35 protein-coding genes and 3 pseudogenes are annotated in these 24,046 nt (G+C 40.8%); all 38 read left to right on the top strand.

Translation table 11 applies throughout. The annotated features are described in order from the left end of the window. Window positions 1-116 precede the first annotated feature (116 nt). Entirely contained in the window at window positions 117-842 is a 726-nt protein-coding gene (locus tag JC606_RS15670) for a class I SAM-dependent methyltransferase (protein WP_198778920.1), read from the top strand. 486 nt (window positions 843-1,328) lie between these two features. Beyond that, a complete protein-coding gene (locus JC606_RS15675) occupies window positions 1,329-1,745 on the top strand; it encodes a GFA family protein (protein WP_198778921.1) in 417 nt (138 codons plus the stop codon). 119 nt (window positions 1,746-1,864) lie between these two features. Further along, window positions 1,865-2,278 carry a lipocalin-like domain-containing protein gene (locus tag JC606_RS15680; protein ID WP_198778922.1) on the top strand — a complete coding sequence of 138 codons (414 nt, stop codon included), beginning with the start codon at window positions 1,865-1,867 and terminating at the stop codon, window positions 2,276-2,278. 112 nt (window positions 2,279-2,390) lie between these two features. Beyond that, on the top strand, window positions 2,391-3,269 hold the full coding sequence (locus JC606_RS15685) for a transglutaminase-like domain-containing protein (RefSeq protein WP_198778923.1): 879 nt from the start codon (window positions 2,391-2,393) through the stop codon (window positions 3,267-3,269). A gap of 170 nt (window positions 3,270-3,439) precedes the next feature. Next, window positions 3,440-4,057 carry an HAD family hydrolase gene (locus tag JC606_RS15690; RefSeq protein ID WP_198778924.1) on the top strand — a complete coding sequence of 206 codons (618 nt, stop codon included), beginning with the start codon at window positions 3,440-3,442 and terminating at the stop codon, window positions 4,055-4,057. Window positions 4,058-4,187: 130 nt separating this feature from the next. Further along, window positions 4,188-4,784, top strand: coding sequence for a nucleotidyltransferase domain-containing protein (locus JC606_RS15695; RefSeq protein WP_443083683.1), 597 nt, complete (start codon window positions 4,188-4,190; stop codon window positions 4,782-4,784). Between the two features lie 50 nt (window positions 4,785-4,834). After that, complete coding sequence (locus JC606_RS15700; RefSeq protein ID WP_198778926.1) at window positions 4,835-5,260, top strand: GNAT family N-acetyltransferase; 426 nt, start codon at window positions 4,835-4,837, stop codon at window positions 5,258-5,260. 44 nt (window positions 5,261-5,304) lie between these two features. Then, the gene (locus JC606_RS15705) at window positions 5,305-6,072 is read left to right on the top strand and encodes an alpha/beta hydrolase family protein (RefSeq protein WP_137408504.1); all 768 of its coding nucleotides are present in this window, start codon (window positions 5,305-5,307) and stop codon (window positions 6,070-6,072) included. Between the two features lie 293 nt (window positions 6,073-6,365). Further along, the gene (locus tag JC606_RS15710) at window positions 6,366-6,830 is read left to right on the top strand and encodes a cupin domain-containing protein (protein WP_198778927.1); all 465 of its coding nucleotides are present in this window, start codon (window positions 6,366-6,368) and stop codon (window positions 6,828-6,830) included. A 25-nt stretch (window positions 6,831-6,855) separates the two neighbouring features. Next, complete coding sequence (locus JC606_RS15715) at window positions 6,856-7,365, top strand: GNAT family N-acetyltransferase (protein ID WP_198778928.1); 510 nt, start codon at window positions 6,856-6,858, stop codon at window positions 7,363-7,365. Window positions 7,366-7,477: 112 nt separating this feature from the next. Beyond that, complete coding sequence (locus JC606_RS15720; protein WP_198778929.1) at window positions 7,478-7,906, top strand: GFA family protein; 429 nt, start codon at window positions 7,478-7,480, stop codon at window positions 7,904-7,906. Between the two features lie 268 nt (window positions 7,907-8,174). Then, a complete protein-coding gene (locus JC606_RS15725; protein WP_198778930.1) occupies window positions 8,175-8,573 on the top strand; it encodes a GFA family protein in 399 nt (132 codons plus the stop codon). A gap of 58 nt (window positions 8,574-8,631) precedes the next feature. After that, window positions 8,632-9,129 carry a GNAT family N-acetyltransferase gene (locus JC606_RS15730; RefSeq protein ID WP_004741060.1) on the top strand — a complete coding sequence of 166 codons (498 nt, stop codon included), beginning with the start codon at window positions 8,632-8,634 and terminating at the stop codon, window positions 9,127-9,129. A gap of 193 nt (window positions 9,130-9,322) precedes the next feature. Continuing rightward, a complete protein-coding gene (locus tag JC606_RS15735; RefSeq protein WP_198778931.1) occupies window positions 9,323-9,745 on the top strand; it encodes a VOC family protein in 423 nt (140 codons plus the stop codon). A gap of 192 nt (window positions 9,746-9,937) precedes the next feature. After that, complete coding sequence (locus tag JC606_RS15740) at window positions 9,938-10,783, top strand: MBL fold metallo-hydrolase (protein WP_198778932.1); 846 nt, start codon at window positions 9,938-9,940, stop codon at window positions 10,781-10,783. Window positions 10,784-10,830: 47 nt separating this feature from the next. Continuing rightward, window positions 10,831-11,046 (top strand): annotated as a pseudogene (locus JC606_RS15745) (glutathione S-transferase family protein); the annotation flags it as partial. Window positions 11,047-11,141: 95 nt separating this feature from the next. Further along, a complete protein-coding gene (locus JC606_RS15750; protein WP_198778933.1) occupies window positions 11,142-11,618 on the top strand; it encodes a hypothetical protein in 477 nt (158 codons plus the stop codon). Between the two features lie 128 nt (window positions 11,619-11,746). Then, window positions 11,747-12,016: pseudogene (locus tag JC606_RS23415) on the top strand (GFA family protein); the annotation flags it as partial. Between the two features lie 226 nt (window positions 12,017-12,242). After that, the gene (locus JC606_RS15755; protein ID WP_102413587.1) at window positions 12,243-12,998 is read left to right on the top strand and encodes an isocitrate lyase/PEP mutase family protein; all 756 of its coding nucleotides are present in this window, start codon (window positions 12,243-12,245) and stop codon (window positions 12,996-12,998) included. 192 nt (window positions 12,999-13,190) lie between these two features. Beyond that, entirely contained in the window at window positions 13,191-13,703 is a 513-nt protein-coding gene (locus tag JC606_RS15760; protein ID WP_116870506.1) for a DinB family protein, read from the top strand. A gap of 28 nt (window positions 13,704-13,731) precedes the next feature. Beyond that, on the top strand, window positions 13,732-14,190 hold the full coding sequence (locus tag JC606_RS15765) for a GNAT family N-acetyltransferase (protein WP_198592997.1): 459 nt from the start codon (window positions 13,732-13,734) through the stop codon (window positions 14,188-14,190). Between the two features lie 82 nt (window positions 14,191-14,272). Next, the gene (locus JC606_RS15770; RefSeq protein WP_198778934.1) at window positions 14,273-15,121 is read left to right on the top strand and encodes an NAD(P)-dependent oxidoreductase; all 849 of its coding nucleotides are present in this window, start codon (window positions 14,273-14,275) and stop codon (window positions 15,119-15,121) included. 115 nt (window positions 15,122-15,236) lie between these two features. Further along, window positions 15,237-15,686 carry a DUF3291 domain-containing protein gene (locus JC606_RS15775; protein WP_198778935.1) on the top strand — a complete coding sequence of 150 codons (450 nt, stop codon included), beginning with the start codon at window positions 15,237-15,239 and terminating at the stop codon, window positions 15,684-15,686. Window positions 15,687-16,036: 350 nt separating this feature from the next. Then, window positions 16,037-16,522: a GNAT family N-acetyltransferase gene (locus tag JC606_RS15780; RefSeq protein WP_004741049.1), complete on the top strand. Its 486-nt coding sequence runs from the start codon at window positions 16,037-16,039 to the stop codon at window positions 16,520-16,522. 70 nt (window positions 16,523-16,592) lie between these two features. Then, complete coding sequence (locus JC606_RS15785) at window positions 16,593-16,982, top strand: HIT family protein (RefSeq protein WP_004741048.1); 390 nt, start codon at window positions 16,593-16,595, stop codon at window positions 16,980-16,982. A gap of 46 nt (window positions 16,983-17,028) precedes the next feature. Then, a complete protein-coding gene (locus tag JC606_RS15790; protein ID WP_198778936.1) occupies window positions 17,029-17,637 on the top strand; it encodes a pyridoxamine 5'-phosphate oxidase family protein in 609 nt (202 codons plus the stop codon). 5 nt (window positions 17,638-17,642) lie between these two features. Continuing rightward, a complete protein-coding gene (locus tag JC606_RS15795; RefSeq protein ID WP_198778937.1) occupies window positions 17,643-18,074 on the top strand; it encodes an NUDIX domain-containing protein in 432 nt (143 codons plus the stop codon). A 102-nt stretch (window positions 18,075-18,176) separates the two neighbouring features. Further along, a complete protein-coding gene (locus tag JC606_RS15800; protein WP_198778938.1) occupies window positions 18,177-18,899 on the top strand; it encodes a riboflavin synthase subunit alpha in 723 nt (240 codons plus the stop codon). 35 nt (window positions 18,900-18,934) lie between these two features. Next, window positions 18,935-19,471 carry a GNAT family N-acetyltransferase gene (locus JC606_RS15805; RefSeq protein WP_137408488.1) on the top strand — a complete coding sequence of 179 codons (537 nt, stop codon included), beginning with the start codon at window positions 18,935-18,937 and terminating at the stop codon, window positions 19,469-19,471. 44 nt (window positions 19,472-19,515) lie between these two features. After that, the gene (locus JC606_RS15810; protein WP_198778956.1) at window positions 19,516-20,145 is read left to right on the top strand and encodes an HAD family hydrolase; all 630 of its coding nucleotides are present in this window, start codon (window positions 19,516-19,518) and stop codon (window positions 20,143-20,145) included. Between the two features lie 185 nt (window positions 20,146-20,330). Continuing rightward, window positions 20,331-20,747 carry a GNAT family N-acetyltransferase gene (locus JC606_RS15815; RefSeq protein ID WP_102425902.1) on the top strand — a complete coding sequence of 139 codons (417 nt, stop codon included), beginning with the start codon at window positions 20,331-20,333 and terminating at the stop codon, window positions 20,745-20,747. A gap of 45 nt (window positions 20,748-20,792) precedes the next feature. Then, the gene (locus JC606_RS15820; RefSeq protein ID WP_008217726.1) at window positions 20,793-21,227 is read left to right on the top strand and encodes a GNAT family N-acetyltransferase; all 435 of its coding nucleotides are present in this window, start codon (window positions 20,793-20,795) and stop codon (window positions 21,225-21,227) included. A 63-nt stretch (window positions 21,228-21,290) separates the two neighbouring features. Beyond that, on the top strand, window positions 21,291-21,626 hold the full coding sequence (locus JC606_RS15825; RefSeq protein ID WP_198778939.1) for a 5-carboxymethyl-2-hydroxymuconate Delta-isomerase: 336 nt from the start codon (window positions 21,291-21,293) through the stop codon (window positions 21,624-21,626). A 71-nt stretch (window positions 21,627-21,697) separates the two neighbouring features. Next, window positions 21,698-22,054, top strand: coding sequence for a hypothetical protein (locus JC606_RS15830; RefSeq protein WP_198778940.1), 357 nt, complete (start codon window positions 21,698-21,700; stop codon window positions 22,052-22,054). Between the two features lie 122 nt (window positions 22,055-22,176). After that, complete coding sequence (locus JC606_RS15835; RefSeq protein ID WP_198778941.1) at window positions 22,177-22,716, top strand: GNAT family N-acetyltransferase; 540 nt, start codon at window positions 22,177-22,179, stop codon at window positions 22,714-22,716. A gap of 27 nt (window positions 22,717-22,743) precedes the next feature. Further along, window positions 22,744-23,136, top strand: coding sequence for a VOC family protein (locus JC606_RS15840; RefSeq protein WP_137408483.1), 393 nt, complete (start codon window positions 22,744-22,746; stop codon window positions 23,134-23,136). A 10-nt stretch (window positions 23,137-23,146) separates the two neighbouring features. Then, entirely contained in the window at window positions 23,147-23,620 is a 474-nt protein-coding gene (locus tag JC606_RS15845) for a GNAT family N-acetyltransferase (protein ID WP_137408482.1), read from the top strand. A 46-nt stretch (window positions 23,621-23,666) separates the two neighbouring features. Beyond that, a pseudogene (locus JC606_RS23610) lies at window positions 23,667-24,001 on the top strand (hydroxylase). Window positions 24,002-24,046 lie beyond the last annotated feature (45 nt).

Here is a 24,046-nt window from a genome sequence, read left to right on the forward strand (position 1 = left end):
AGCTAACCCACGATATTGGAGGCTAGCACCTTTCGTGGGGGTCATTATGTCTATGTGCTTCTGATATCAATCATTCTGTTAAGTGTTTAAATTAGAAAATAGCATGGAAGGTAATCATGGAATATAACAGCCCCATTAACCCAAGTTGTATAGATAACTTACTAGATGAGCTATGGCTAAATGAGGACTCTTTAGTCTTAGATGTTGGTTGTGGTAATGGCGAGTTAATTAAAAGAGTTATAGAAAAATTTAATTGTCGGGCGGTAGTCATTGATAACGATGAATTGGAAATCGCTAAAGCAAAGGAAAATCTGGAATCGTATTTGGACCAAATTACCTTTCATACATCTGCATTCAAAGATGTTGAGTTGCCTAGGGGCGCATTTGATGCGTGTTTTAGCTTAGGCTCTACTCATGCTTTTGGCGATGTTGGTGAAGCTTTAGACAATGCATTATCTGACATGAAATCTCTTATAGTTTCCAATGGCGTAATTGTACTTGGGGATGCGTATTGGCGAAAAGAGCCAGATGAGGAATACTTACTCGCAACAGGTATTGATCCTTTAGAATTAAGGTCAAACTTAAAAAATATAGAAGCAGGCAATCAGTTAGGCCTCGAATGCGTTTATGCTGTTCACTCTTCCTATCAAGATTGGGACACATTTGAAAGTTCGTTTTGGTTGGCATCCGAACGAGAGTTGTTACTAGATCCTGCGAATATTGAGTTGTTGGACAAAGTCAAAACGATACGACACTGGAAAGATGCGTACTTAAAGTGGGGACGTGAAACAATGGGTTTTGCACTATACCTGTTTATTAACTCTACACACCGACCCACTTAACAAGTGTTTAAGAGTGATTTACAACGCGTGGCATTTTTACATTGCGTATCATGCGGAGGTTAATAAGGTATTACGTTTCTCAAACCTTAACGGTGCTTTAGTACGGGGTTGACATCAATGGTCATGAGTTTTGGTGTTGCTGGCTAAGTGCGAGGAACGAATCCTTTTCTAACTTAAAATCAGTAAAAGTAGGGGAGTTCAGTTCGTTTTCCTTTAGCTAACTTTCGCCTCTTAATCGCGTTTAAGTTTTGTAGCTACCCGCCACACTTCATTATTAAAAAGCTTTTGTATAATTCGAATTTTCAATATCTTGTGGCATATAAATAGAAGTCGTGGATGTACTAACAAATGACACAAGGCTGATTTGTAACACATGGCATTCTCTATGCGTTGGTTTCAGTATGTAAAGTGGTATGCAGGGGCTTTCTGTTACGTTACTGCCCTTAGCAGGGCGTTATATGTTTTCATCAATTTAGGAGTAATTTAATGTCTTACGTAGAGACTAACTGTCTATGTGGCGCTGTAAAAATCAAAGCAGAAAGCATCAACCCTAATTTCACTGTTTGTCATTGTCAGTCATGTCGAACTTGGGGTGGTGCACCTTTTTTCGCAGTTAAATGTGGAACTCAAGTCAAAATTGAGGGGAAAAACAAAGTAAAAATGTACAAGTCATCCTCTTGGGCTTCTCGTGGTTTCTGTCTTGAGTGCGGCACTCATTTGTTTTACAAGTTCAAAGAAACAGGCGAATACAACATGCCAGTGGGCCTATTTCCAAACATAGAAGGTTTGAAAATGGACATGCAATACTTTAGCGACATGCGTCCAAGCTATTACTGCTTTGCCAACGAGACTAATGAGATGACTACAGAAGAAATCATGTCTTATTTTGCGGACAAGGTGTAACTAAACATATAACAAACATTTAAAAGTGGTTCGTAACGTATGCAACTCTTATAGCACTGAGTTTCCTATTGTTTAGAACTTCATTGAGGTTAGGTCCCCAGGAAATTAAGGAAGCACAAGTGAAACTATCAAAGGAAATTCTGGTTGGTGTTTGGTCTTTAGATGAGTTCATCATCCATAGAGAATCAGGTGAAATGTTTAATTGGCCGGGGAAACAAAACGGTACTCTAATTTATACAGACAACGGGTTTGTTAGCGTCGCACAGAATAGAGATCCACTAACTAATCCTACAGACGAAGATAAAAAGAGAGAATCAAACTTCTATACCGCTACTTATGAATTAGATTTAGAGAACAATCGTGTGTTTCACTTTGGGCTTCAGTCTAGCGTGAAATCTGTTATAGGTGAACGTATGGAGCGTGAAGTTGAGCTACTAAAAGATGGTCGATTATGGTTATCTGGTAAAGGGCTAAAAGAGCGAGTCACACTCGTATGGTCAAAAGTTGATACCACGCAAACTGTTCAAGGGTGATTCATAACGCTTGGTATTTTTACTCTGAACCGGGTTACGTTCAATTTGAGGTTGTTTCTGTAAATCTCGTTTCAACCTATGCGTACAGATATCTACAAAGGATTAGAAACAGATGCTTATCAATGACTATACCGAAAACACGGAGTTTACAGAGCTAACTAATGACCTGTTAGACATCCGTAAAATATCTGATGATATAATGGGTATATGTAAGTTTGTTCAAGGGAATCTTATTCACTCATATTGGTTAGAGCACTACGGTGTTGAGGCTGATCCGTTAAACAAGCTGACCGAAATGCAGACTCGGTATGCTAAAGATTTAGTCTCTTTAGCAATGTCGAAATCAGGTGAGCCTTCACACGTTTTCAAGAAACCAAACCATAGAGTGATCAGTATTTGTAGAGACTTTTCACTATTAGTTTGCGCAGTATTGAGAACAAAAGGAATACCAGCGAGACTAAGGAGTGGCTTTGCGACTTATTTAGCTCAAAACCATTTTGAAGATCACTGGGTATGTGAGTATTGGAACAAAGAAAAAGGGTGGATAGCCGTCGATGCTCAGTTAGACGATATTCATCGCCAAGTCTTGAACTTTGAATTTGATCCGTGTGATGTACCGTCATCAAGCTTTATCCTAGCTGGGCGGGCTTGGAAGCTATGTCGTCAAAACGCTGAGTCTGATGAAAATTTTGGTTTTCGAGATTTCAAAGGATTAGCCTTTATCAAAGGGAGCCTAATTCGAGACTTATATGCATTATCAAAATTTGAAATGCATACGTGGGATACCGGTTGGGGCATACTGCCTAAATTTATAACCCCTATTTCTGGAGAGTGGGAATTAACTCTGCTAGACGAACTTGCAGAGGTCAGTTGTTCTTCAGATAGTGTTAAAGCTCTTGAGTTAGTGAAGTCGTGTAATGAAATAAGGCTTCCAAGCGGCTGGGATTGTTCTCAGTTTCCGACATTGAGTGAGCTCTATGCTTCACTGTAGCTATGGCCTACGAAAGCAAAGAAATTAAACTTGATTCATATTCCAGTGATTTTATCAGTCGTTGAAAGGTGATAGGTGAACACTGTTCTGAGAGTATTTTAGTTTGGTGTTTGGTGTTTGGTGTTTGGTGAATTTTTCGAGCCATTTCATTCATTTTAAAGGAGTAAATAGTGAGTTCTGAAAGGATAAAAAATATTGTTTTCGACATCGGCAATGTCGTCGTTCGTTGGTCACCTGAAGAGATTATTCGTCTTACTTTTGGAGATTGCGCATCTGCAGAAGAGAAAGCGAAGTCTGTATTTCAGTCTGATATTTGGTTAAATCTAAACAAAGGGCTGTTATCTGAAAATGATGCAAAAACCCAATACCGTGATGTGCTAGGTTTCACTGAATTAGAATGTGAACGTCTATTTTACTACGTTAAGCAAACCCAAATCTTGATTTATGGCTCCGTAGAGCTTATTAGACGTTGTAAATCTGCAGGTTATAGAGTTTTTGCATTGACTGATAACGTCCATGAAATTGTTTCTCATTTAAAAGCAACATATACATTTTGGGACTTATTTGAAGGCGCTATTGTTTCCGCTGAGGTTAGTCTACTTAAACCTCAAGTTGAAATATACGAATCATTGCTCTATCAGTATGGCTTAGAGGCATCAGAAACCGTTTTCATTGATGATATGCCATATAATGTGGCTGGCGCAGAGTCAGTTGGTATGAACGCAATTCTCTTTAAAAACACTTATCAATGTGCACAAGCTTTGAAAGCACTGGGTGTCCAACATTGACAATATAATTGTCACTAGATCGCAAAGCCTGATTCATGGTTCTCGGCATTTGTTGTTCGAATTGGTTGAAATATCTATCCTCAAGATCAGGTTTGACGGCTTTGTTTAATGAAAATATTTTGCTATCAAAATGGAGGTAACTTTGAGAACAGAAAAGCTAGAATTAAAGCATCTTCCCCTTCAAAGTGAACTTATTCGCTCTGTTTGCTCAGCCTTTATGGTAGAAAGTGACGTAGTAGCGGCTGTGCTATTAGGCTCATTAGCAGCAGGGAAAGGTGACCGAGTTTCGGATGCTGATATTCTTATTTTTACGAAGAACAACTTCCATAAATCTGCCAATAAGTGCTTCTCAGTTTTTGAACACGACAAGGAAATATTTTACCTACTTGACGGCTTTCACAATGATAATGCTTACTTTAAAAAGTATATCTTCAATGATTTAACGAGTACCGAAGTTCACTGCTTAGATTTGAGTGAACCGTTCAGTATTTCAAAGCCATTCAAAGTTCTATTCGATAAAACAGGCATCATCGAACAAAGGGTAACCAGTGAACCCGCTCCAAAACATGAGGATTCTCCTGCCTATACGAATGGTGATAAAGGGCTTACTTGGGAACTTTTTAATTGCATTAAGTGGATGAGTCGAGGGAACCATGAGTTGGCTAAGAACCATTTAAAGAAGCTTGTCGATAAACTTGAACCGACTGCATTAAAAAAAGAACGATAGTTTATTCTTTGCGAGAATATTATTTTTTCAACCAAATTAAGGAAAAATCATTGGATATCACTTTTACTCACTCGCCGAGCCCTCAAGATATCGATCAGATTTACCAAGGGCTAGGTGATTTCAATCGAAGATTTATACCAGAAATCACAGATGAGTCTTTTGCAATTTTTGTTCGCGATAAATCAGGAGAAATTCTCGGAGGTTTAACTGGTTTTATCTATATGACTTCAGTTCAAATTAGATTTTTGTGGTTAACAGAAAAGGAAAGAAGTCAGGGGTATGGAGCTGCACTAATACGAAAGATAGAGATGTATTGTAAAGAGCGAGAAATACGTAATATTGCAGTTGACACTTATACGTTCCAAGCCCCCGACTTTTATGAGTCTCATGGTTTCAAGGAAGTAGGTCGTTATAAGGACTATTTGAAAGAAGGAGTAGACAAAATCTCTTATCAAAAAGTATTAATAGACGACTAACAAATGGAAGCGTAAGTGACTTATAACTAAGGGTAAGAGGAATCATGGAAGGTGTTTTAGTCGAAAAAGTTGTTTTAGGTGAGATTGTACACTTGCTTTATTGCAATAAAGAGTGGGTGAAAAGCCCTTTAGTCATCATCTGTCATGGTTGGAACAATGATAAGTATGAAGGTTCTAATTTGGCGTTAAACCTAGCTCTCCAGGGTTATTCAGTCATCTGTTTTGATTCAGATAGCCACGGTGAGAGGAATGATGGCAATGCTCAGAGCATGGATAGCCACGCGCGTTTTATTAAAAGGGTGACACAGGTTATCAAGCAGAACGCAAACGACATTGATACACTTATTAAGCATTATCAAGAAGATATTCGGATTGACCCATCAAGGATAGCTCTTGTCGGCATTTCAATGGGGGCACTGTCTACATTCTATTCGCTGACTCAAAATAACCAGATTAAAGTTGCGGTGCCTATTCTTGGTTCTCCTGATTTCGTCGGTTTGGAGAAGTTCGCATTAAAAGCAGATTCGGACAATAAGACTTTCAACGAAGACGAAAAGTTAGCAATTAGGTATATGAAAGAGATCGATCCATGTTTGTATCTTCTTGAAAATGAAAGTCGCCCAATGCTAATTATAAATGGCGAGAGAGATGATTGGGTTCCAGCCAAGTTCGCGAAAGACTTTTTTGAAAAGGTTAAGAGTAAATACGATAAAAATAATACTGAAATTGCGTTCAATTTGGCTGACGAATCACATTATTTTTCGAATGATATGCGTGATCATACGATATGTTGGTTGAATAAACATCTGTAAACTACCACTTATATCTGGAACGAAAAACAGCTAACAACTGTCCCCGTTCTGATTCATAAGGCTTGGTGATTCTGTTTCCGGTGAAGGGTTCAGTTTGGAATATTTCAAGACTATGTTTTTTTAAAAATCGGCAAAGTACAAGAAATCTAATGTAAAGAGTGATTTATCGATTCAATATGCAAGCTTGAGGGATTCAGATTAAAAGCATTTTAACAGTTCGCTAAGTCTTGAGGCTAGAGAAGCTTATCAATCTTTGCTGTCGAGCTTTTCATCACATCCCACTGAGGAAAAATATGACGAAAGTAAAAGATACTGCAAGCTTAATAGGTGACACTTTTAACCCGTTTCCAGAGCCATACAAATCAATTCTGGGGGACTCTGAATGTAAGGGACTGGGAGACCTATTTGGCTTAACCCAGTTTGGAGTGAACCTAGAGATACTTGAACCCAATGCGCAATCAGCTTTAAGACATTGGCACACAAAATCCGACGAGTTCCTATATTTGCTTGAAGGTGAGCTGTGCTTAATCATGGATGGCGGTGAGCAAGTTATGAAGCGAGGAATGTGCGTTGGTTTTCCCGGTGGTATCGAGAATGGGCATCATTTAGTAAACCGAAGTGACAAACAAGCAAAGTTTATTGTAATAGGTAGCCGTGTAGCAGGCGATAAAGCTCATTATCCGGACGACGATTTTAAGTGGGTAGAAGCAAGTTCTGGTAATTGGGTGGCATGCAAAAAGGACGGCACGCGCTATTAGCATATTAGTAGATAGGAAGGGAGTTTTGACACTCACAAGAGAATTCGAATGCTTAGATCTTACATTTAGGCCAGTGGTCGTTGATGACGCCCTTTACTTGTTCAAATCTGTAGGTTCAGATTTGTTCCCTAAGTCGCTTCCTTTAGCAGACATTAAAACGCTCAAACAAGCACGAGAGTGGTGTTTAGAACGTGCTTTAGAGTGGGAAGAGGGTAAGTGCTATGTTTGGAGTTGTCGGCATTTAAACGATTCGCAAGTTATTGGTCAGGTCACGTTACTCCCTTTGGAAAATTGTTTTGCGTTAGCTTATTGGATTAGTCCCAAATGTTGGGGTAAAGGCATTGCTACGCAAATGTGCAAAGCATTATTATCACAAGTTCAGAGTTCCGGCTATCAAGGCGAAATTTGGGCTGGTGTTCACTCTTGGAATCACAAAAGCGCTTCGGTGTTGAAGAAGTTGGGCTTTCAAGAGATTACCTCTAGTAACGCAAATACTGTGGAGTACCGTTTAGCAATGGCTGAATATCAAGTTTAAGAGTTGCTGCCATTTAACCTGTGGTAGTGAGTCTTTTGGATAATCATCATTAGATATTGCTTGCCTGTGCCGATCAAACGTATTTTTATAGGTATTAACAAGGAGTATTTGAGTGAAAGGTAATTGTTTATGTGGAGTTGTCTCGTTTGAGTTGTCAGGCGTGTTACCCCTTATTTATCAATGCCACTGTTCATTGTGTCGCCAAGTCTCGGGGTCTTCATCAAATTCAGCTTTAATTATAAAAGAGTCGCAATTCAAATGGTGTACCGGCGAGCATCAAATTAAGTCATTTTCTACTCATTCGGGTTTTAAATCGGAGTTCTGTTCTCAGTGCGGTAGCCCTGTACCCAACATGAGTTCTAGCGGCGAATCTTATTGGGTTCCAGCTGCTTTGCTAACTGAAGCGGTAGATACAAAAGTTGCTGCCCATGTTTATGTTGGTTCTCACGCTAATTGGGATGTAGGTTTTGTTAATGACGGGATCCCTCAGTTTGAAACAATGCCAAATGAACAAGATTGGTTAGCGCTAAACGGGAAATAACTTCGTTAAGTGGGCTTTCCTTTTCTGCCCCAAAAGTAGCCTGAACTTAACCATAGTACTTATAACGTCGTCCATATTATCGTTTCTATTGCTCATTGATGCGCATCGCTACTCAGTTCCGTATCTATCTTTATGATTGGTGTTTTTGATATTTAATCAGTGGCTTATAGTCGACTAGTCACTTGTGAGTTAGCTTCATGCTTTTGTCGATGTTATGAATACGAAAGTGGTTGGGTGACTCGGTTAAATGCTAGTAATGAGGTATTAAATGGTTTTAGGAAGTTGTCTCTGTAATGCTGTACAGTTTAAAGTCACTGGTGACTTTAAGCGTATCGTCAATTGTCACTGTAATTTATGTCGAAAAATGAATGGAGCTGCATTTTCAACTTACGTTGCAGTACTGCAGACAGACTTTGAGCTGGTTACTGGTGATTTATCCTTTTGTGATGTGACGGAAAATGCGCGAAAACACTTTTGCGGTGAATGTGGCACACCGATATTCAATTCAAATCCAAAATACGCAGGGTTAAATATTCTACATCTCGGCTGCCTAGACTCAGATTTGTTAGGTGAGCTAAAACCAGATGTAAATATCTACAATGAGTCGAAAGTCAGTTGGTTAGAAAACATTTCAGGTTTGCCCACTTTCGACAAGGCAATAGGTTGACGCTAAAGCCCGTTCATTAGCATAGTTGAACTTGTTTATTTCATAGGTAGGCCCTTCAATGGAAGTACAATTAATTGAGATTAAAGAACAAGAACGGAAAGTGCTTGAGAACTTGTTCTCTTATTACATATACGACATGACCGAGTATATGAAGTGGAGCCCTAATAATGAGGGCAAATTCAGCTACGACTCTTCCCAGTTTGACGTGTACTGGGAGCGAGAAGATCATATTCCCTATTTCATCTATGTGGATGCCGAGCTCGCAGGGTTTGTATTGGTTCGCCGTTATCCTAGTGATTTATCGAGCTATGATATTGAACAGTTTTTTGTACTCAGAAAATTTAAAGGGCAAGGTGTTGGCAAGGAAGCCTTAGCACAGGTCGTTTCTGTATTTACAGGCAAATGGCAAATTCGAGTGTTGTTAGAAAACTCTGCGGCTCTATATTTCTGGAAGTCTGCTGTTTCTCGCATTGTTGGGGACAAATTTAGAGTGACGAAAGCCAATGATGTCGACCTTTTGATGTTCTTCATACACTTTGAAAGCAACGGTTATTGATTAGCGAAAAGTAGTTTCCGAGCTTCGTTGACATGGCTTCAAGTGAGTTAAGTATTGATAAGACAGTAGTAGCAATTCTCACTCAGTCGCTTAGCATCGTATTACTGATTAAGTTTGCTTGACCTCAAGTTAAGTTGAAGTAACAGAATGTTTTCGATTGTTATTCGTATCACTAACTAGAGGATTATTTAGCATGACTCAGATAGAGCATTTAAACATTACTGTTCCAGATATTGATGAAACCCTGATGTTTCTTAGTATTGTCGGCCCTGACTTTAAAATACGTAAAGATGTGGACCTCCCTGGCCGCCATCGTTGGGTTCATGTTGGAAATGAGCAAAGCTATTTCGCTCTTCAAGAGCCTCACTTAGACTCGCTCGCACCAAGAGCTATTCAAGAAACGTATAAGAACCATGGGGTCAACCATATTGGTTTAGTTGTACAAAATCTACAAACAATAGAAACTAAACTTGTCGAACAAGGCTATCGTCGAGGTATATATGCTCCAAGAGAAACGCATCGAAAGCGAGCATACTTTTACGATAAAGCGGGTTTTGAGTGGGAGCTCACAGAGTTTTTATCTGACATACATGATGAAATGTACTTATACGAGTGATCGTAGAAATATGTGTGACCAGCAATAAAAAGTTTACACTCGATGGCTATTACGCAATGGCTTTGTCATAAGTGGTTTTCTTGCCTATGTAGTACTCAAGGCTGCAACGGAGCCAAGGCCACAAGGAAATTAGCACCAAAGTTGCATTGATGTTTGCGCTCTGAAGAGTGGGCAAAAAATATAAGAGAAACGATGAAAATAACGACGTTAGTTGATAATAATCGCTTAGACAGTAGGCCTGATTTAGCTGTTGAACGCGGGTTGTCACTGCATATCAAAACTGAGTCGCTAAGCATGTTATTCGATATGGGAGGTGGCGGTACTTTTTGTCAAAATGCGCCTTTACTCGACGTAGAGATCAAAGACGTAGACCTAGCCGTTATATCACATAGACACCACGACCATTGTAATGGCGCCATCGATTTTGTTCGCCATAACTCTAATGCCAATGTGTTTTTGAAACACAGTGATGAGCGTAGCTACTACTTCCGTGCTTATGGTTTTAAAAATAATGTCGGTATTAATCCGGATTTACTGAAAAATAGTAGTGGTCGCTTGAAGTTCGTGAATAAGACGACCGAGATTGCGCGTAACGTATTTATCATTACTGATATCAGCGATAAATACGAAAAGCCAAAAGGGAATCAGTACCTTTACACAAAATCTCAGCACGAATGGAAGCAGGACTCATTCGATCATGAGCTTTTGTTAGTAATCAAAGAGGAAGACGGCATCGTTATTTTTACTGGCTGTGCGCATAGTGGTGTCCTAAATATGGTCGATACCGCGCTTACTCATTTTCCAGAAGAACGAATTAAAGCCGTTGTCGGGGGCTTTCATTTAGTGGGGTTACCCTTATTTGATAGCATTGGTGGGACTACGAAAAACATTAAAGACCTTGGACTTGCGTTATCAGAGTATCCAATTGATAAGCTCTACACGGGGCATTGCACCGGAAAAAAAGCATATAAGTTGTTAAAAGAAGTATTGGGAGAACGCCTGGATGCGATTCCAACAGGTAGCTGTATCATTGTGTAGTTACTCTCAAACTGGTTCCAATCAAATGTCATTTTGAAGGAGAGGGGATGGCAATTTTTTTATATAGCGCAAAGGGCTCGAATAGCTCAGAACGGGTAGAGTGGGTGCTTAATTTCAAGCAAATAGCTTACGATAGAATTGAAGTTAGCTCTAATGAACTAACGACAACATACCTCGATATTAACCCATTTGGTTATGTTCCGGCACTTTCGGTTGATGGTTTAATTTACTCTGAATCGATGGCAATCATTGAGTACCTTGAACATGGTATGGGCTCAGAATGACCACTAACGTGTCGCATTTTCGCTGCAGTAGAGGGTGGTGTTGAGTTAATTTTAGCTTACTTGGTTAGGTGTTTATGAAGGAAGTTGTACTATTTTCATTACTCTATTTGTGTTTTTACGGGATGTCTTTATTGGATAGTGATTTGTCCTCATTCACACATCATGTCGGTGTTATCAATATTGAGTCAGCCTATTGCGAGAATAGATATCGGCGCCGTATATGCGAGTCTATTTTTACTTTAGATGATATGCCGACCAGGTTCAGAGTTGATAAAAACCTTTCATCAACATTTAAAGAGGGAGAAGTCTATTATAATCGAAAAGTCGAAGTTCTATTTAATCCAAAGAGCGTCTCAAGCCAGAGAGAGCCTATAGAAGTAAGTAATATCATAAAAAATGGCTATTCTGTTTATGGATCTACGAAGTGGATCAGTGGTGTTTGGTTTGGTGTAATAACTTTGGTTTATCTGTGTATTTGTGTTGCACAATTTGTTTTCGCTATCGATAGATATGAAAAAAAACAGAACAAAAAACTTGATGCTGATTCTTAATGCGTGCCATCTACACTGTGCGTTGATTTTGGTGTCTATATCCAACCTGTGAGGTTTGTAATCTTCACTTGGTTCCGTGTTTCGTTTAATTTCCGCCACACATCTTAGTTGTGTAAGGAGGTTGGTAGTGCGACCGTCCTATTTGTCGTCGTTATGCTGCAGCTTGGGCGTACTTCTCTCCAGACCAAGTTCAAATCAGTATGAAGGAAGATACGGATTTTTACTGTTTGGGAGACAAAGAAGTAGAGTTTCACCGTTGTAACGCATGTGGGTGCCTGACGCACTATCTAACAACGCAGAAATGCTCCGAGGATATTTTGGCAGTAAATATGAGAATAGCTGAAAATGAAGTTATCTCGCGTATTCCTGTTCGTAAGATCAATGGTGCTTCCTACTAGTCATCCAATAACACAAGGCGATGAGGAATTATGGCTCAAATCTACTACGAATGTGGTTTGGTTTAAGCAAACTACCTGATGCGTATATTCGATAGCCTTATTGTTTGTTCGGTACATAAAGAGTCTGGGGTATAAATTTACTATTCACTTCCGAAACTGGCGAGTTCTTTGTTATGCCTGTTGCTAGCCTATGTCTGAAACCAAAACACTGTAAGGAGTATCAGACATGTTTAAGACAATGCATACCGCATCAAAACCACTCGTTATTTGTAATGTTTGGGATGTAGCAAGCGCCTTAATTGCAGAGCAAACCGGCTTTTTAGCGATTGGGACATCGAGTGCAGCGATTGCACGCAGTCACGGGCTTGATGATGGTGAAAATATCGAATTTGAAGAGATACTATCGGCGGTAAAAGCTATTGCACAGGCAACAGATCTACCTCTGAGCGTGGATATTGAATCAGGTTACGGAGATACACCGCAGGCAATCTATGAAAATATTACTGAGTTGGTGAATGTTGGCGTGGTCGGAATCAATATAGAAGATAGCGTAGTCGTTAATCGTGAGAGGCGACTTTGTGATTGGATGATGTTCTCGCAAACGTTGAGAAAAGTTAAAAGTATGCTCAACAAAGCCAACCTAGAAGTGTTCATTAATGTCCGCATTGACACATTTTTAATGGATGTAAAAGAGCCTCTAGTGGAGAGCATCAAGAGAATCCAAGCCTATCAGCAAGCAGGTGCTGATGGAGTTTTTCTTCCATGTATCAAAGGAACCGATGATATTAAAGCCGTTGTAGATAGCACGTTGCTGCCCATAAATGTCATGTGTGTTCCTGAATTACCAAATTTTAAAGAGTTAGAGGCTCTTGGCGTGAAGCGCATCAGTATGGGTAATTTCTTGTACGAAGCGATGCTTTCCTCATTGCAAAAGAACCTGATAACCATAAAACGTGAGCAATCATTTAGAACATTATTTTGATACCGCAACCCTAAATAGGATGCAAGCGATCGGAACTTTAAGCTACAGCACTTGTTTTCAAACCAAGTGTGACCCCGTTCCCGTGCGCGGATAAGAGTTGGGACTTTAAAACTCCACAGTTGATTCGCTTGATTTCCAAGGTTATGGAATTCTTAATGCACGGGAGTCAATCAAACAAAAAAGGACAAATAAATGCAGTTTGCTAAAGCATTTGAATACAAAAAATGGGCAAATAGTCAGCTACTCGACTTTGGAGAGAGACAATTTTCAAAACTGCCGGAAAATGATGGCATATTTTTCTTAAGAATTCTGAATCATACGACTGTAGTGGATAGTCTTTTTACAAGTCGAATCCTAGGAGAACCGGAAAAATACACTGCTGATAATACGGTTGAAACGCCTTCCTTTTCAGAGCTACGTGAGCGAATGGCTCATAACGATACTCGGTTAGTGCAGTATGCAATGTCAGCCTCAAAAGATGAGTTAGAGAAAGTCATTCAGTTTAACTTCATAGATGGTGATATAGGGACAATGTCTGTTGAAGAAGTCCTTCTCCACTTGCTCACACACGGTAATAACCACAGAGGCATGGCTTCTAGAGTGTTAGCTGAAAACAATTTAGAACGCCCAAAGGACACATTTACCCGTTACCTTCATCTCGCGGAGCCGATACGCAGAGGTAGCGCGGTGTTGAAAGAAAAATAGCAGTAAGTGAATTTGGGAATTCAATATGATGACTTTAAGAACTGCAGACACGCATGAGTTAGATGATATTTATCTTATGGGCTTTGATGTATGGGGAGGTTCCGCATCTGTCGATGAGTATCTAGCTTGTTGTAATAAAAGTGATAAGTATCAGAAGGGAACTTGGTATGTGCTTATTGAACATCAAAAAATCTTATCTTCCTTGATTGTTTATCAGGGAGTGTTTGGTCTTGAAGATGGTAGCTGTGGGCTTGGTTCCGTTGCTACACCTCCAGAGCTAAGAGGCAAAGGCTATGCTTCAAAGTTAATTAACATGATAAAGAATGAGTTACTCCAGCATCAAAATAATACGGTGTTGTTCTTACATAGTGATATCGACAAAACGTTTTATAGGCGGTTAGGGTTTACAGTGACTGAAGGTTCTGACTGCATGTACATTACGAGTGATGGTAGGGCATTTAAAGGGACCCTGCCTAGATACTTCTAATCGCAGATGTCATGTAAGCTTTTTCGTAAAATAAATTACCAGTGTTAGAAGCCTAAGGCTTGGCACTTAATTGAGGGAACGAATGAGAGTTTTGATATCAGGCACCAGTGGTTATATTGGTCGCCACGTTCATAAAATGTTCGTAGAAAGTGGCTTGGAGGTCTTTCGGTACTGTAGGGACAATGGTGTTGTTCCTTGCTCGGTTCATTCTAAAAACGTATCGAAAGGGTATGAAAATTACTTTGATGTGATTATCAACTGCGCGCGTCCTCATTGGGCAGAGTATTCAGCAAGTGAAATTGTCGATATTGAATCCAGGCTAATCAAGCAGCTTGATAATTTTGCAAGTGAAAATGCAATAAAGATTCACACCTCGGGAGTTTGGTTATTTGGCCGTGCATCTCACCAAGATCTTAAAGAGTTTAGACTTAACCCGCTCACAGCCGTTGAGTTAGACGTAAGAACAATTGAACATGCGATGAGTTCTAATTGGAATATTGTTTACTGCCCGAGCTTAGTGTATGGCGGTGACAATTGCCAATTAAAGCGAATCGTCGAGTCTCTTACTGAACAAACGGTTCAAGTTGCTGTTCCGTCGACAGGGTACAATCAATACGTGCACGTTTATGATGTCGCCAAATTTTATTTACTTTTGGTCTTAAACCCAACTTCGGAAACGCAGCACTTTATTGCAGAAGCTAAGGGGTATAGCCCAGAACAGTTTTCTCAACTCTTATTTGAATCAAACGTTATCGAAAAAGTCGATAAATGTTCTTGGAGTGAATTTGCGAGACTGAAGGGCCATGATGCAGCAGATATAGAACGATTAAATCTCACCCTTCCAGTTAGCTCTTTATTCGAATCGACAGAACTTATTAGCGACTACATAACAAGTTTATGTACTCAAATTAATTGTAGAACGCCTAGGTAGTTGCCGTGTTTCAGTGTGAAGCATCAGTGACGAGTTAAGGTTAGCGAATCGCCTTAGCTATTGCTCAAGGAAGCGTTCTTTATTTCCATCATAATCCATTCAAGGAAGAAGCATTGTGAAACTCGCTCAATTAAATATCGCACTCGCGAAATACCCTTTAGACGCACCAGAGATTAAAGATTTCGTCGATAACTTGGAATTGGTAAATGGCATTGCCGAAAGTAGTGAAGGGTTTGTGTGGCGCCTTAAAGATGAATCTGGCGATGCAACCAACATAAAAGCGTTTGATGATCCGAACATGATCGTCAATATGTCTGTCTGGGAATCGGTCGACGCGTTAAAGAACTTCATGTTTCGAACTCACCATCGTGACTTTATGCGAAGAAAGGGCGAATGGTTTCATCGCTTAGCGGAAGACACATATGTGCTTTGGTGGGTCAAGGATGATCACATCCCAACCCTTGATGAAGCGATTGAACGTTTAGAGCACCTCAGAGATGTAGGAGACTCTCCTTACGCATTTACCTTCAAAACAAACTTCACTGAGGAAGAGGCTCCAAGATAGTCTGTTGTCGGAGCTTGTTGGTGATCGGTTTACCTCAATAACTGGGTTATAAAACATTTTATCTATAGTAGCTCTTTGTTAATAATGTGTATCACTACGCACTTCCGCATCTATCCGGAATGGAGGCATATTTGCTATGGTAGTCAGTACGTTACGGAAATGTATTAGCCAGTTAGCGAAGGTTTATAACTTCTTCTAACCACTCAGTTTTGACCTTTTGCTGCTGTGTTCTCCTTTCCTAACATACTAATTATTAACAGGGCGCCTCCGATAAATAAGTACCACATCAATGTGTCAACTTGGTGGTAGTAGAATCCGTGTTGCCATAAATTTGGTTTAGGAGGAAATTCATGATCAGGGAAATGTCTAAATCTGACTTTGAGTCATTTTGGCCTACTTTCTCGGCTGTGATTCAAGCGCAAGAAACCTACGCATTTGATCCGGAAATGACGATGGAACAAGCCTTTTCGGTTTGGTGTGAACAGCCATCACAAACTTATGTCTATACCGAGAATGACGTTGTTTTAGGCTCGTATTACATAAAGCCTAATGCAATGGGTCCAAGCGGTCATATTTGTAACTGCGGTTACATGGTTTCCGAAGAGGCAAGGGGGCAGGGAATTGCTCGGTCTTTGTGCGAACACTCTCAACAAGTCGCGATTGAATTAGGCTTTGAGGCGATGCAATTCAACAGTGTAGTGTCGACGAACAAAACGGCAATCAAACTTTGGGAAAGGCTTGGCTTTAGTATTATCGGTGCCATTCCAAAGGCATATAAGCATCCTAAATTTGGTCCAATTAACAGCTACATCATGTACAAGTCACTCAAAAAGTAATGAAGCGCGATGTACGGCCTATAGCCCTTTAAGAAGGTAAGTGCTCAAAACTGAAACTTGGAGATTTTAAATGACAATAGTCGAAAAAATTGTTCGCCGCGAAATGGAGGCTGTCATCGTTTACGAATCTGATGATGTGGTTGCGTTTGCTGACCACAATCCGATCAACTTTGGGCATATTTTGATTTGTCCCACACACCCTTACACCAACTATATCGATGTACCAGAAGTTGTTCTCACTGAAATTCATTCTGTCGCTAGGCAGGTGTATCGACGTATTGAAGAGGCATTTAAACCTGATGGTATTTCATTCTTGCAAAATAACGGTGAGTTTAATGAGTTGTCTCATTATCATCTACATATCTTTCCAAGATTTGAGGGCGATCAGTTTGGTTGGAAAAGTAGTGAACTCGGCATCCAAAGTATGGAGAAACTGCGCGAGTCATTAAAAAATTTGTAATTATAGTGAAAATTAGATGCACAAAAGTGCACGAAGAGGCTTAACAATGAGTGAAATAAAAACATTAGAACAATTAAATGAGCTTTATGCCGAGCCGAGTAAAAGGGCTAAAAATAAAGTACTTCCAGCACTGGATGCCCATGCGATTACTTTGATCAACCATTGCCATTTCGCGGTTTTGGGGACGACAGACTCTCAAGGCTTTGGGGATCTGTCTCCAAAAGGCGGTGAGCCCGGTTTTATTAAGATTGTCGATGAGTCAACGGTCCTAATACCTGACAGTTCGGGGAACAATCGAATTGATGGTTTAAAAAACATCATCAATAACCCAGAAGTTGGATTACTGCTGATAGTTAATGGGATTGATGAAGTGGTACGTCTTAAAGGTAAAGCCAGCATTCATACCGATCCAAATTTGCTTGCCGCTTGTCCTGACGGGAAGAAAGCCCCAAAAGTCGTGATTAAAATCGCCGTAGAGTCTATGTACTTTCATTGCGCTAAGGCGGTAATGAGAGGCAAGCTTTGGTCTGATACGTTTAAAGTCGAGCGTTCTATTCTACCTTCACTGGCACAGATCATGAAAGATCAACAGAGCTTAGAAGGCCCAGCGATCAATCAAGACGATATGGTCAAATATTACCAATCGACACTGTGATACTCATGAAGAATGTAGTCCAAATTATCTTTGTTTCGGGCTCTAAGTTTCTGCTCGGCTTTCGTCAAAACACAGAAGCGTTCGACCAATATTGGGGATTTCCTTCCGGCAGAATAGAGCAAGGGGAGTTACCTCGGACCGCAGCAGAGCGCGAAGCGCGAGAAGAGGTCGCAGTTGACGTTGGTAACTTAGCATTGTTCGCGATTGTCTCTGATCCAGAGCTACCCATTTGTCACTATTTCTACTTATGCCATGAATGGGCTGGCGACATACAGAATGCTGAGCCCCATTTATGCCAAGAGTTACGTTGGTTTGAGCGTGATGAGCTACCCGAAAATTGCACACCGATAACTTACTTGATCACTCAGCAATTGAATGACACCGCGCTTACAAAAAACATAAAGCCTGAGATTGACCAACCAAAGCTTTGTGCGTAAGCCGTTCTGTGTTGAGTAACCGATTTTTCATTTAGGCTAGTGGCGTTGGGTATTAGTCAAACGTCACGTTGTGCCAACACTAAACACAATAACAGGGAAGATATGTTTACAGGTATTGTACAAACCGTTGCTAACATTGCTGAAGTCAGCGATAACAACGGAATAAGAACGTTCGTCATAGAGTTTCCGACAGGCTTTTGTCACGAGTTGGAAATTGGTGCCAGTATCGCAATTGATGGTGTGTGTTTGACCGTTACTGAGTTGCTCTCAGATGTTCGAGTAAAGTTTGACGTCATGCTGCAAAGCCTATTAATTACCACGCTAAGCAATTATGAAGTTGGTCAATCAGTGAACGCTGAGAGGGCGGCAAGAGACGGCGCTGAAATTGGTGGTCACCCACTTTCTGGTCACGTTGACTTTAATGTCGCGATTATCCAAATATCCGAAATTGAAGATAACTACTGCGTGCGCCTAGTTCTTCCTAATGAGTGGAAAAGATATGTATTCCCGAAAGGTTATATTGCAATCAATGGGGCTAGCTTAACCGTTTCTGACGTTAATAAAGTCGAAGGGTGGTTTGAGGTTTGGTTGATCCCAGAAACCCGTCGAATGACCGTCTTCTCATCGAAATCAGTAGGTAACTTCGTCAATATCGAAATCGAGCGTGGCACTCAAGTCGTCGTTGACACGGTGCGTGATACTCTAAATGAAAACTTAGGTCCATTGTTGCCTTTATTTGAGAAGTTACTTTCAGAGCAAGGTATCGATTTAGATGCATTGGGTTATAAGCCTAATACATTGGGTTTCTCAAGCGAACCAAAGTAATGCGGATTGGTACACCAAAAAGGTGAGCATTTGAAATGTTAGAAACGGCACGAACTCAGATTGAAGCAATGGGTAAGCAACACGCAGCAGCGCTTTTACAATATCACCTAGAAAATCGCTGTCATTTAGCTCCTTGGTCTCCCATGCGCGACGAGCAATTCTATACCTTGGGGTATTGGGAAGACTTTTGTCATGCCAGTGAAGCGTTATTCGAGAGCGGGAAAGAAATTAAATTTGTCGCAATCGACAAAGAAACGAGAGAAGTTGTCGGTGTCTGCAGTTACACCGCCATTGCTCGAGGTGTTTTTCAGGCATGCTTTTTGGGCTATCACATGGCACAAAAATATGAAGGGAAAGGTTTTATGACTGAAATTCTTGAGGTCACACTTCGATACATGTTTGACGTTGTCGGTCTCAATAGAATTATGGCGACCTATATGCCACGTAATAAAGCGAGTGAAAAGGTTTTGTTTAAGCTTGGTTTTGAAAAGGAAGGCTACGCCAGGAAATACCTGAAAATCGCAGGGAAATGGGAAGATCATATTCTTACCTCGAGGATTAGCGACAACTAGAAAGTACAATGGTGAGCAAATGACACAAGGAGAGTAAATTGAAAATGTATGAAGTGTACCTATTTGATATGGACGGTACATTGGTTAATTCAGAACCTCTAAAAGGCAAGGCTCTAGCATTAGCATGTCAAGATTATGGTGCAGCGGTAGACCACAATATTTACAAAGAGGTGATGGGAGAAAGTTGGCAGGTGGTGACAAACCACTTTTTCAAGCATGCTGATATCGCTCCAAGTTTGGCAGAGTTTAATCTAGCTTTTCGTTCACACTATGAGCAAATGCTAAGTGAGCAACTTGAATTGAATGATGGTGCTAAGGCTTATCTCAACAGCTTGAAACTTGCTGACAAAAAATGCGGTGTGGTGAGCTCTGCGGCAACTTGGATGGTTGAAAATATCTTAACCTCGTTAAAGCTTGAAGATACCTTTGACCTAGTTATCACACAGGAACATGTGACTAAGCATAAGCCTGATCCCGAAGCATACAATCTTGCTTTGTCTGGGCTTAACGCTTCACCAGAACAGACTATCGTGTTTGAAGATTCAGCTGCAGGTATTCAAGCAGGTAAAGCAAGTGGTTGTGATGTTGTTGCAATCCAGCATGAGTTCAATGGAAAGAATGACCTAAGTGACACCATAAAAATCATCAATACATATGAAGAAATGTCTCTTTGAGTATCTATCAACCATATGGACTGTAACCCTAATCTGTTCCATCACCTTTTTATCGTCAGGTGATCATCCCCCAAGCTACGCAAGAGATCGCCAAAAAGTTTGAAGATTGGCTTGTTGCCCCGGCAGAAATTTCAATAATGAATGAGTCATTTTATACAACTCGACAGACTAGGAGTACGTAGCAAATGGAATACGCGTTAGATACCGACCCATCAGATAGTGACATCAACGAAGTTCGCGCTGGTCTAATCAAACACAATACGCCATTTCTTGAAGGCATACCTAAATCTCAAGTAGGCTATTACGCCATGGAGGAGGGTGTTAAGGTTGGTGGTGTTATTGCGGATCTTTGGGGAAACTGGCTATTGATCAAGTTTCTTTGGGTCGATGACTCAATGAGAGGCAAGCAGGTCGGCAGCCAGTTACTGCAACACCTAGAAGAGTACGCACAGTCTCAAGGCTGTACCTCATCACTGGTCGACACGTTAAGTTTTCAGGCCAAACCTTTTTATGAGAAGCATGGCTACCAATGCCAAATGGTGCTTGAGAATTATCCTCTAGACTCATCATTAGCGTTTCTCACCAAGTCGCTAACAGAGTAATCATATAGGGCAAGGATGAACATAAACAAACACAAGGAAAGTGAAGTGATTAATATTCGAGAGATGTGCATCGCCGATTATGATTCTGTGATTAACTTATGGTGCGAAACCGAAGGTATGAGCATTCGCGATGCAGATTCAAAACAGAGCATTGCAACTTATCTCGAGCGTAACCCCGGCTTGAGCTTCATTGCAGAGTCTAAACAAGGCGTGGTTGGTGCGGTGTTAGTAGGGACGGATGGCCGTCGTGGATATTTGCAGCATCTAGCGGTCAGTACTGAATTTAGAGGACAAAATCTAGGTTGCCAACTAGTAACTGAAGCGGTTAACGCATTGGCTGGGGTAGGTGTCCCCAAGACACATTTATTCGTGTATAACGATAATATTAACGCTCAGAAATTCTATGAAAAGTTAGGCTGGTTTCCACGTGATGAAGTGCGGATGTATTCGTTTAATAGCTCGGGTAATAGTAACGCCTAACGGATCGATATAGTCAGAAAAAGCGGCACATAACTAATACCAGGTTAACCAAAGGAGTAAGATTTGCCTCATTGTATTATCGAACACTCGTCGACAATTAACGCCGAGCAACTGAACAAGAAAGTGTTTTTAGGAACACTGAACTCAGAGTTATTCGAAGCCGATGGACGAGACATTAAAGTTCGAAGTATCGCTTATGAGAACTACCAAACGGGTACAGAAAAAGAAGATTTTATCCATGTGACTGTGCGTATATTGTCTGGCCGAAGTGACACCGACAAAGTAATGCTATCTGAAACAGTAATGATGCAATTGCTGTCTTTGTCCCTCAGCAGAGCATCGATCACTGTTGAGGTGGTTGATATGGACAGAAATAGTTACGGAAAGGTCGTTGTGTAACAGGCTGGAAGTCGCATTTTATACGCTGATCTTTGTATCTTCACTCCAACTCGCTGCAGGAATATTGGGAAATGTTGTTTATCCATAAATCTCAACCTTTGGTTCATGGTCCAGAACTATGCTCTGAGCTCGCCGATTTTTTAACTGACAATAAGAGTAAATTTGAGGACCAACTGGTTCCAGACCTGTCGTACATCGATGATATGGCACATGTGGTCAACGGAATCAAAATCAAAAGCGTGCAACATGTGAATTATAACCAGTATCGTCTTGAATATGCGTTCGACTGGGAGCTCTTTCTCGGATGTTCTGATAGAAATGAAACAGGCGTTGAGAATGGGCGTGTCCTGTTTATCTTGGAAGACGATAATAATCTTAATTTCGATTTTCCAGATAGGAGCTCAAGAGATACTTGTGACGAGTTTTAACTGACACGTGGGGCATTGCTTTGGATTGGTGTTGATTCTTAAGGCTTGGCATTAACGATGCACAATGAGTAACCCGATAAAACATTTCTGCCATTTGAGGCGAAGTTGGAATAGGAGTAGTAATGAAAATAGTAGAAGCACAACACTCTGATTTAGGGAGTTTGTTCGTATATCTGGATACACAGTTGTCAGAAATCGCATTAGAAGAGACACCGCTATTCCAGCCAGTCTCAAAGTCAGATTGTAAAATGTCTGAAGCACATAAGGCTCGCTTTTCTGATGGGTTTAAGTTTGAGTTTGGAGAGAATGGCTGGCGAAAAATTTGGTTAGCTAAAGATTCGAATGGTGCTATTCGTGGCCATATCGACTTGCGCCATCATAATGGTAATTACTGTTCTCACCGTGTGTTGCTTGGTATGGGTGTCGACAGCAGCGTGAGAAAGCAAGGCTTAGGCTCCAAGCTAATGAATGTGGCGACTCAATACTGCCGAGAGAGCGAAGCGATTGATTGGCTCGACCTTAATGTATTGTCAAACAACCTTCCGGCTAAAAATCTTTATTTGAGAACGGGGTTTACGGTTGTCGGCGAAATGGAAGACTACTATCGAATTGATGGTCAGTCGGTGTCTGAACTAACAATGACATTACAGACGAAAGGGTAAAACATCCAAGTCAATCAGGAGACTAACTTGAGCAAACCAATAGCAATTCTGATTCATGTCCCAAACATAGAGCAGGGACTAAGTTGGTATCAAGCGGCCTTTCCTGAGTCTGTCGCCACCTATCATCCGTCTTCTGACTTTACGACTCTAGATATCAATGGTTTTTCTATTGAGATTGTGCAAGCGGATGGGAAAGTTGGCTCTGGCAAAAAGGGGACAGTCCTTTATTGGTCTACAGAGGACTTTGACAAGTCACTTTTGCATTTTCAGTTAATTGGGGCTCAGTTATACCGAGGTCCAATGGAGATTGAAGGCGGGTTGACGATGTGCCAAGTCGAGGACCCTTTTGGAAACCTGATTGGTTTACGCGGCATTCGTAAAAATATCGCTTGTAATGAGACACGACTAGATAGCGAATAAAGGAATAATAATGATTACTATAGAAAGACTTAATGATGCTCATATTGAGCAAGTTAACGAAATTCAGCTTGCGGATGAACAGGTTAAATTCGCAGGAACAGCAGCGGACTTTCTGTCAGATGGCAGCGAGACCACGCATCTACACATTATTAAATATGGCAGTGAGGTGGTGGGCTTCTTTAAGCTTGATGTTGCTTACCCAGCGGGCTACAAATTTTGCCCTGAAGGTAGTGTTGGCTTAAGGGCGTTTGCACTTGATAAAAACCAACAAGGAAAGGGGCTAGGTACTGGCGCGGTGCAAGCGCTATTTCCTTATCTAGCAGCCAATTACGAAGGGTATGAATGGATTTACTTAACGGTTAATTGTAAAAACCCCTCAGCCTATAGGTGCTATGTTAAAGGTGGTTTTGAAGATACCAATGAACAGTACCTTGGTGGCGCCGCTGGGCCACAGTTCATTATGCGTGGAGCTATTAACGCTTAACTAAAATCTGTTTATCAAAAGGCAACTGGGAATCAAAGGAATGGCCATGAAAGTTCAATATCTTGAAATTGTTACCTCTGAAGTAGATACGGTTTGTGCGACTTACGCGCAGATCTACGATGTGAAGTTTAGTGATGTGGATTTGAACTTAGGTGGTGCTAGCTCTCTAATGGTGGAGTGATTGGCGTAAGGGGACCACTTCGTGAAACTGAGGAGCCAGTCGTTCGCCATTACACGCTAGTGAAAGACATTGAAGCGGCAGTAAACGCAGCTGAAAAGTTGGGTGCTGAAGTAGCAGTTCCACCAATGGAGTTACCACGTCACGGAATGTGTGCCATTGTCATTCAAAGTGGTGTTGAACTCGGTTTTTGGCAGCTGTAGCTGGTCGTTTGACTAAGAAGTTTAAAATTTAAAGTGGCATTTGTT

This window comes from Vibrio sp. IB15 (genome assembly GCF_016406055.1).
GTDB classification, from domain to species: Bacteria; Pseudomonadota; Gammaproteobacteria; order Enterobacterales; family Vibrionaceae; genus Vibrio; species Vibrio chagasii.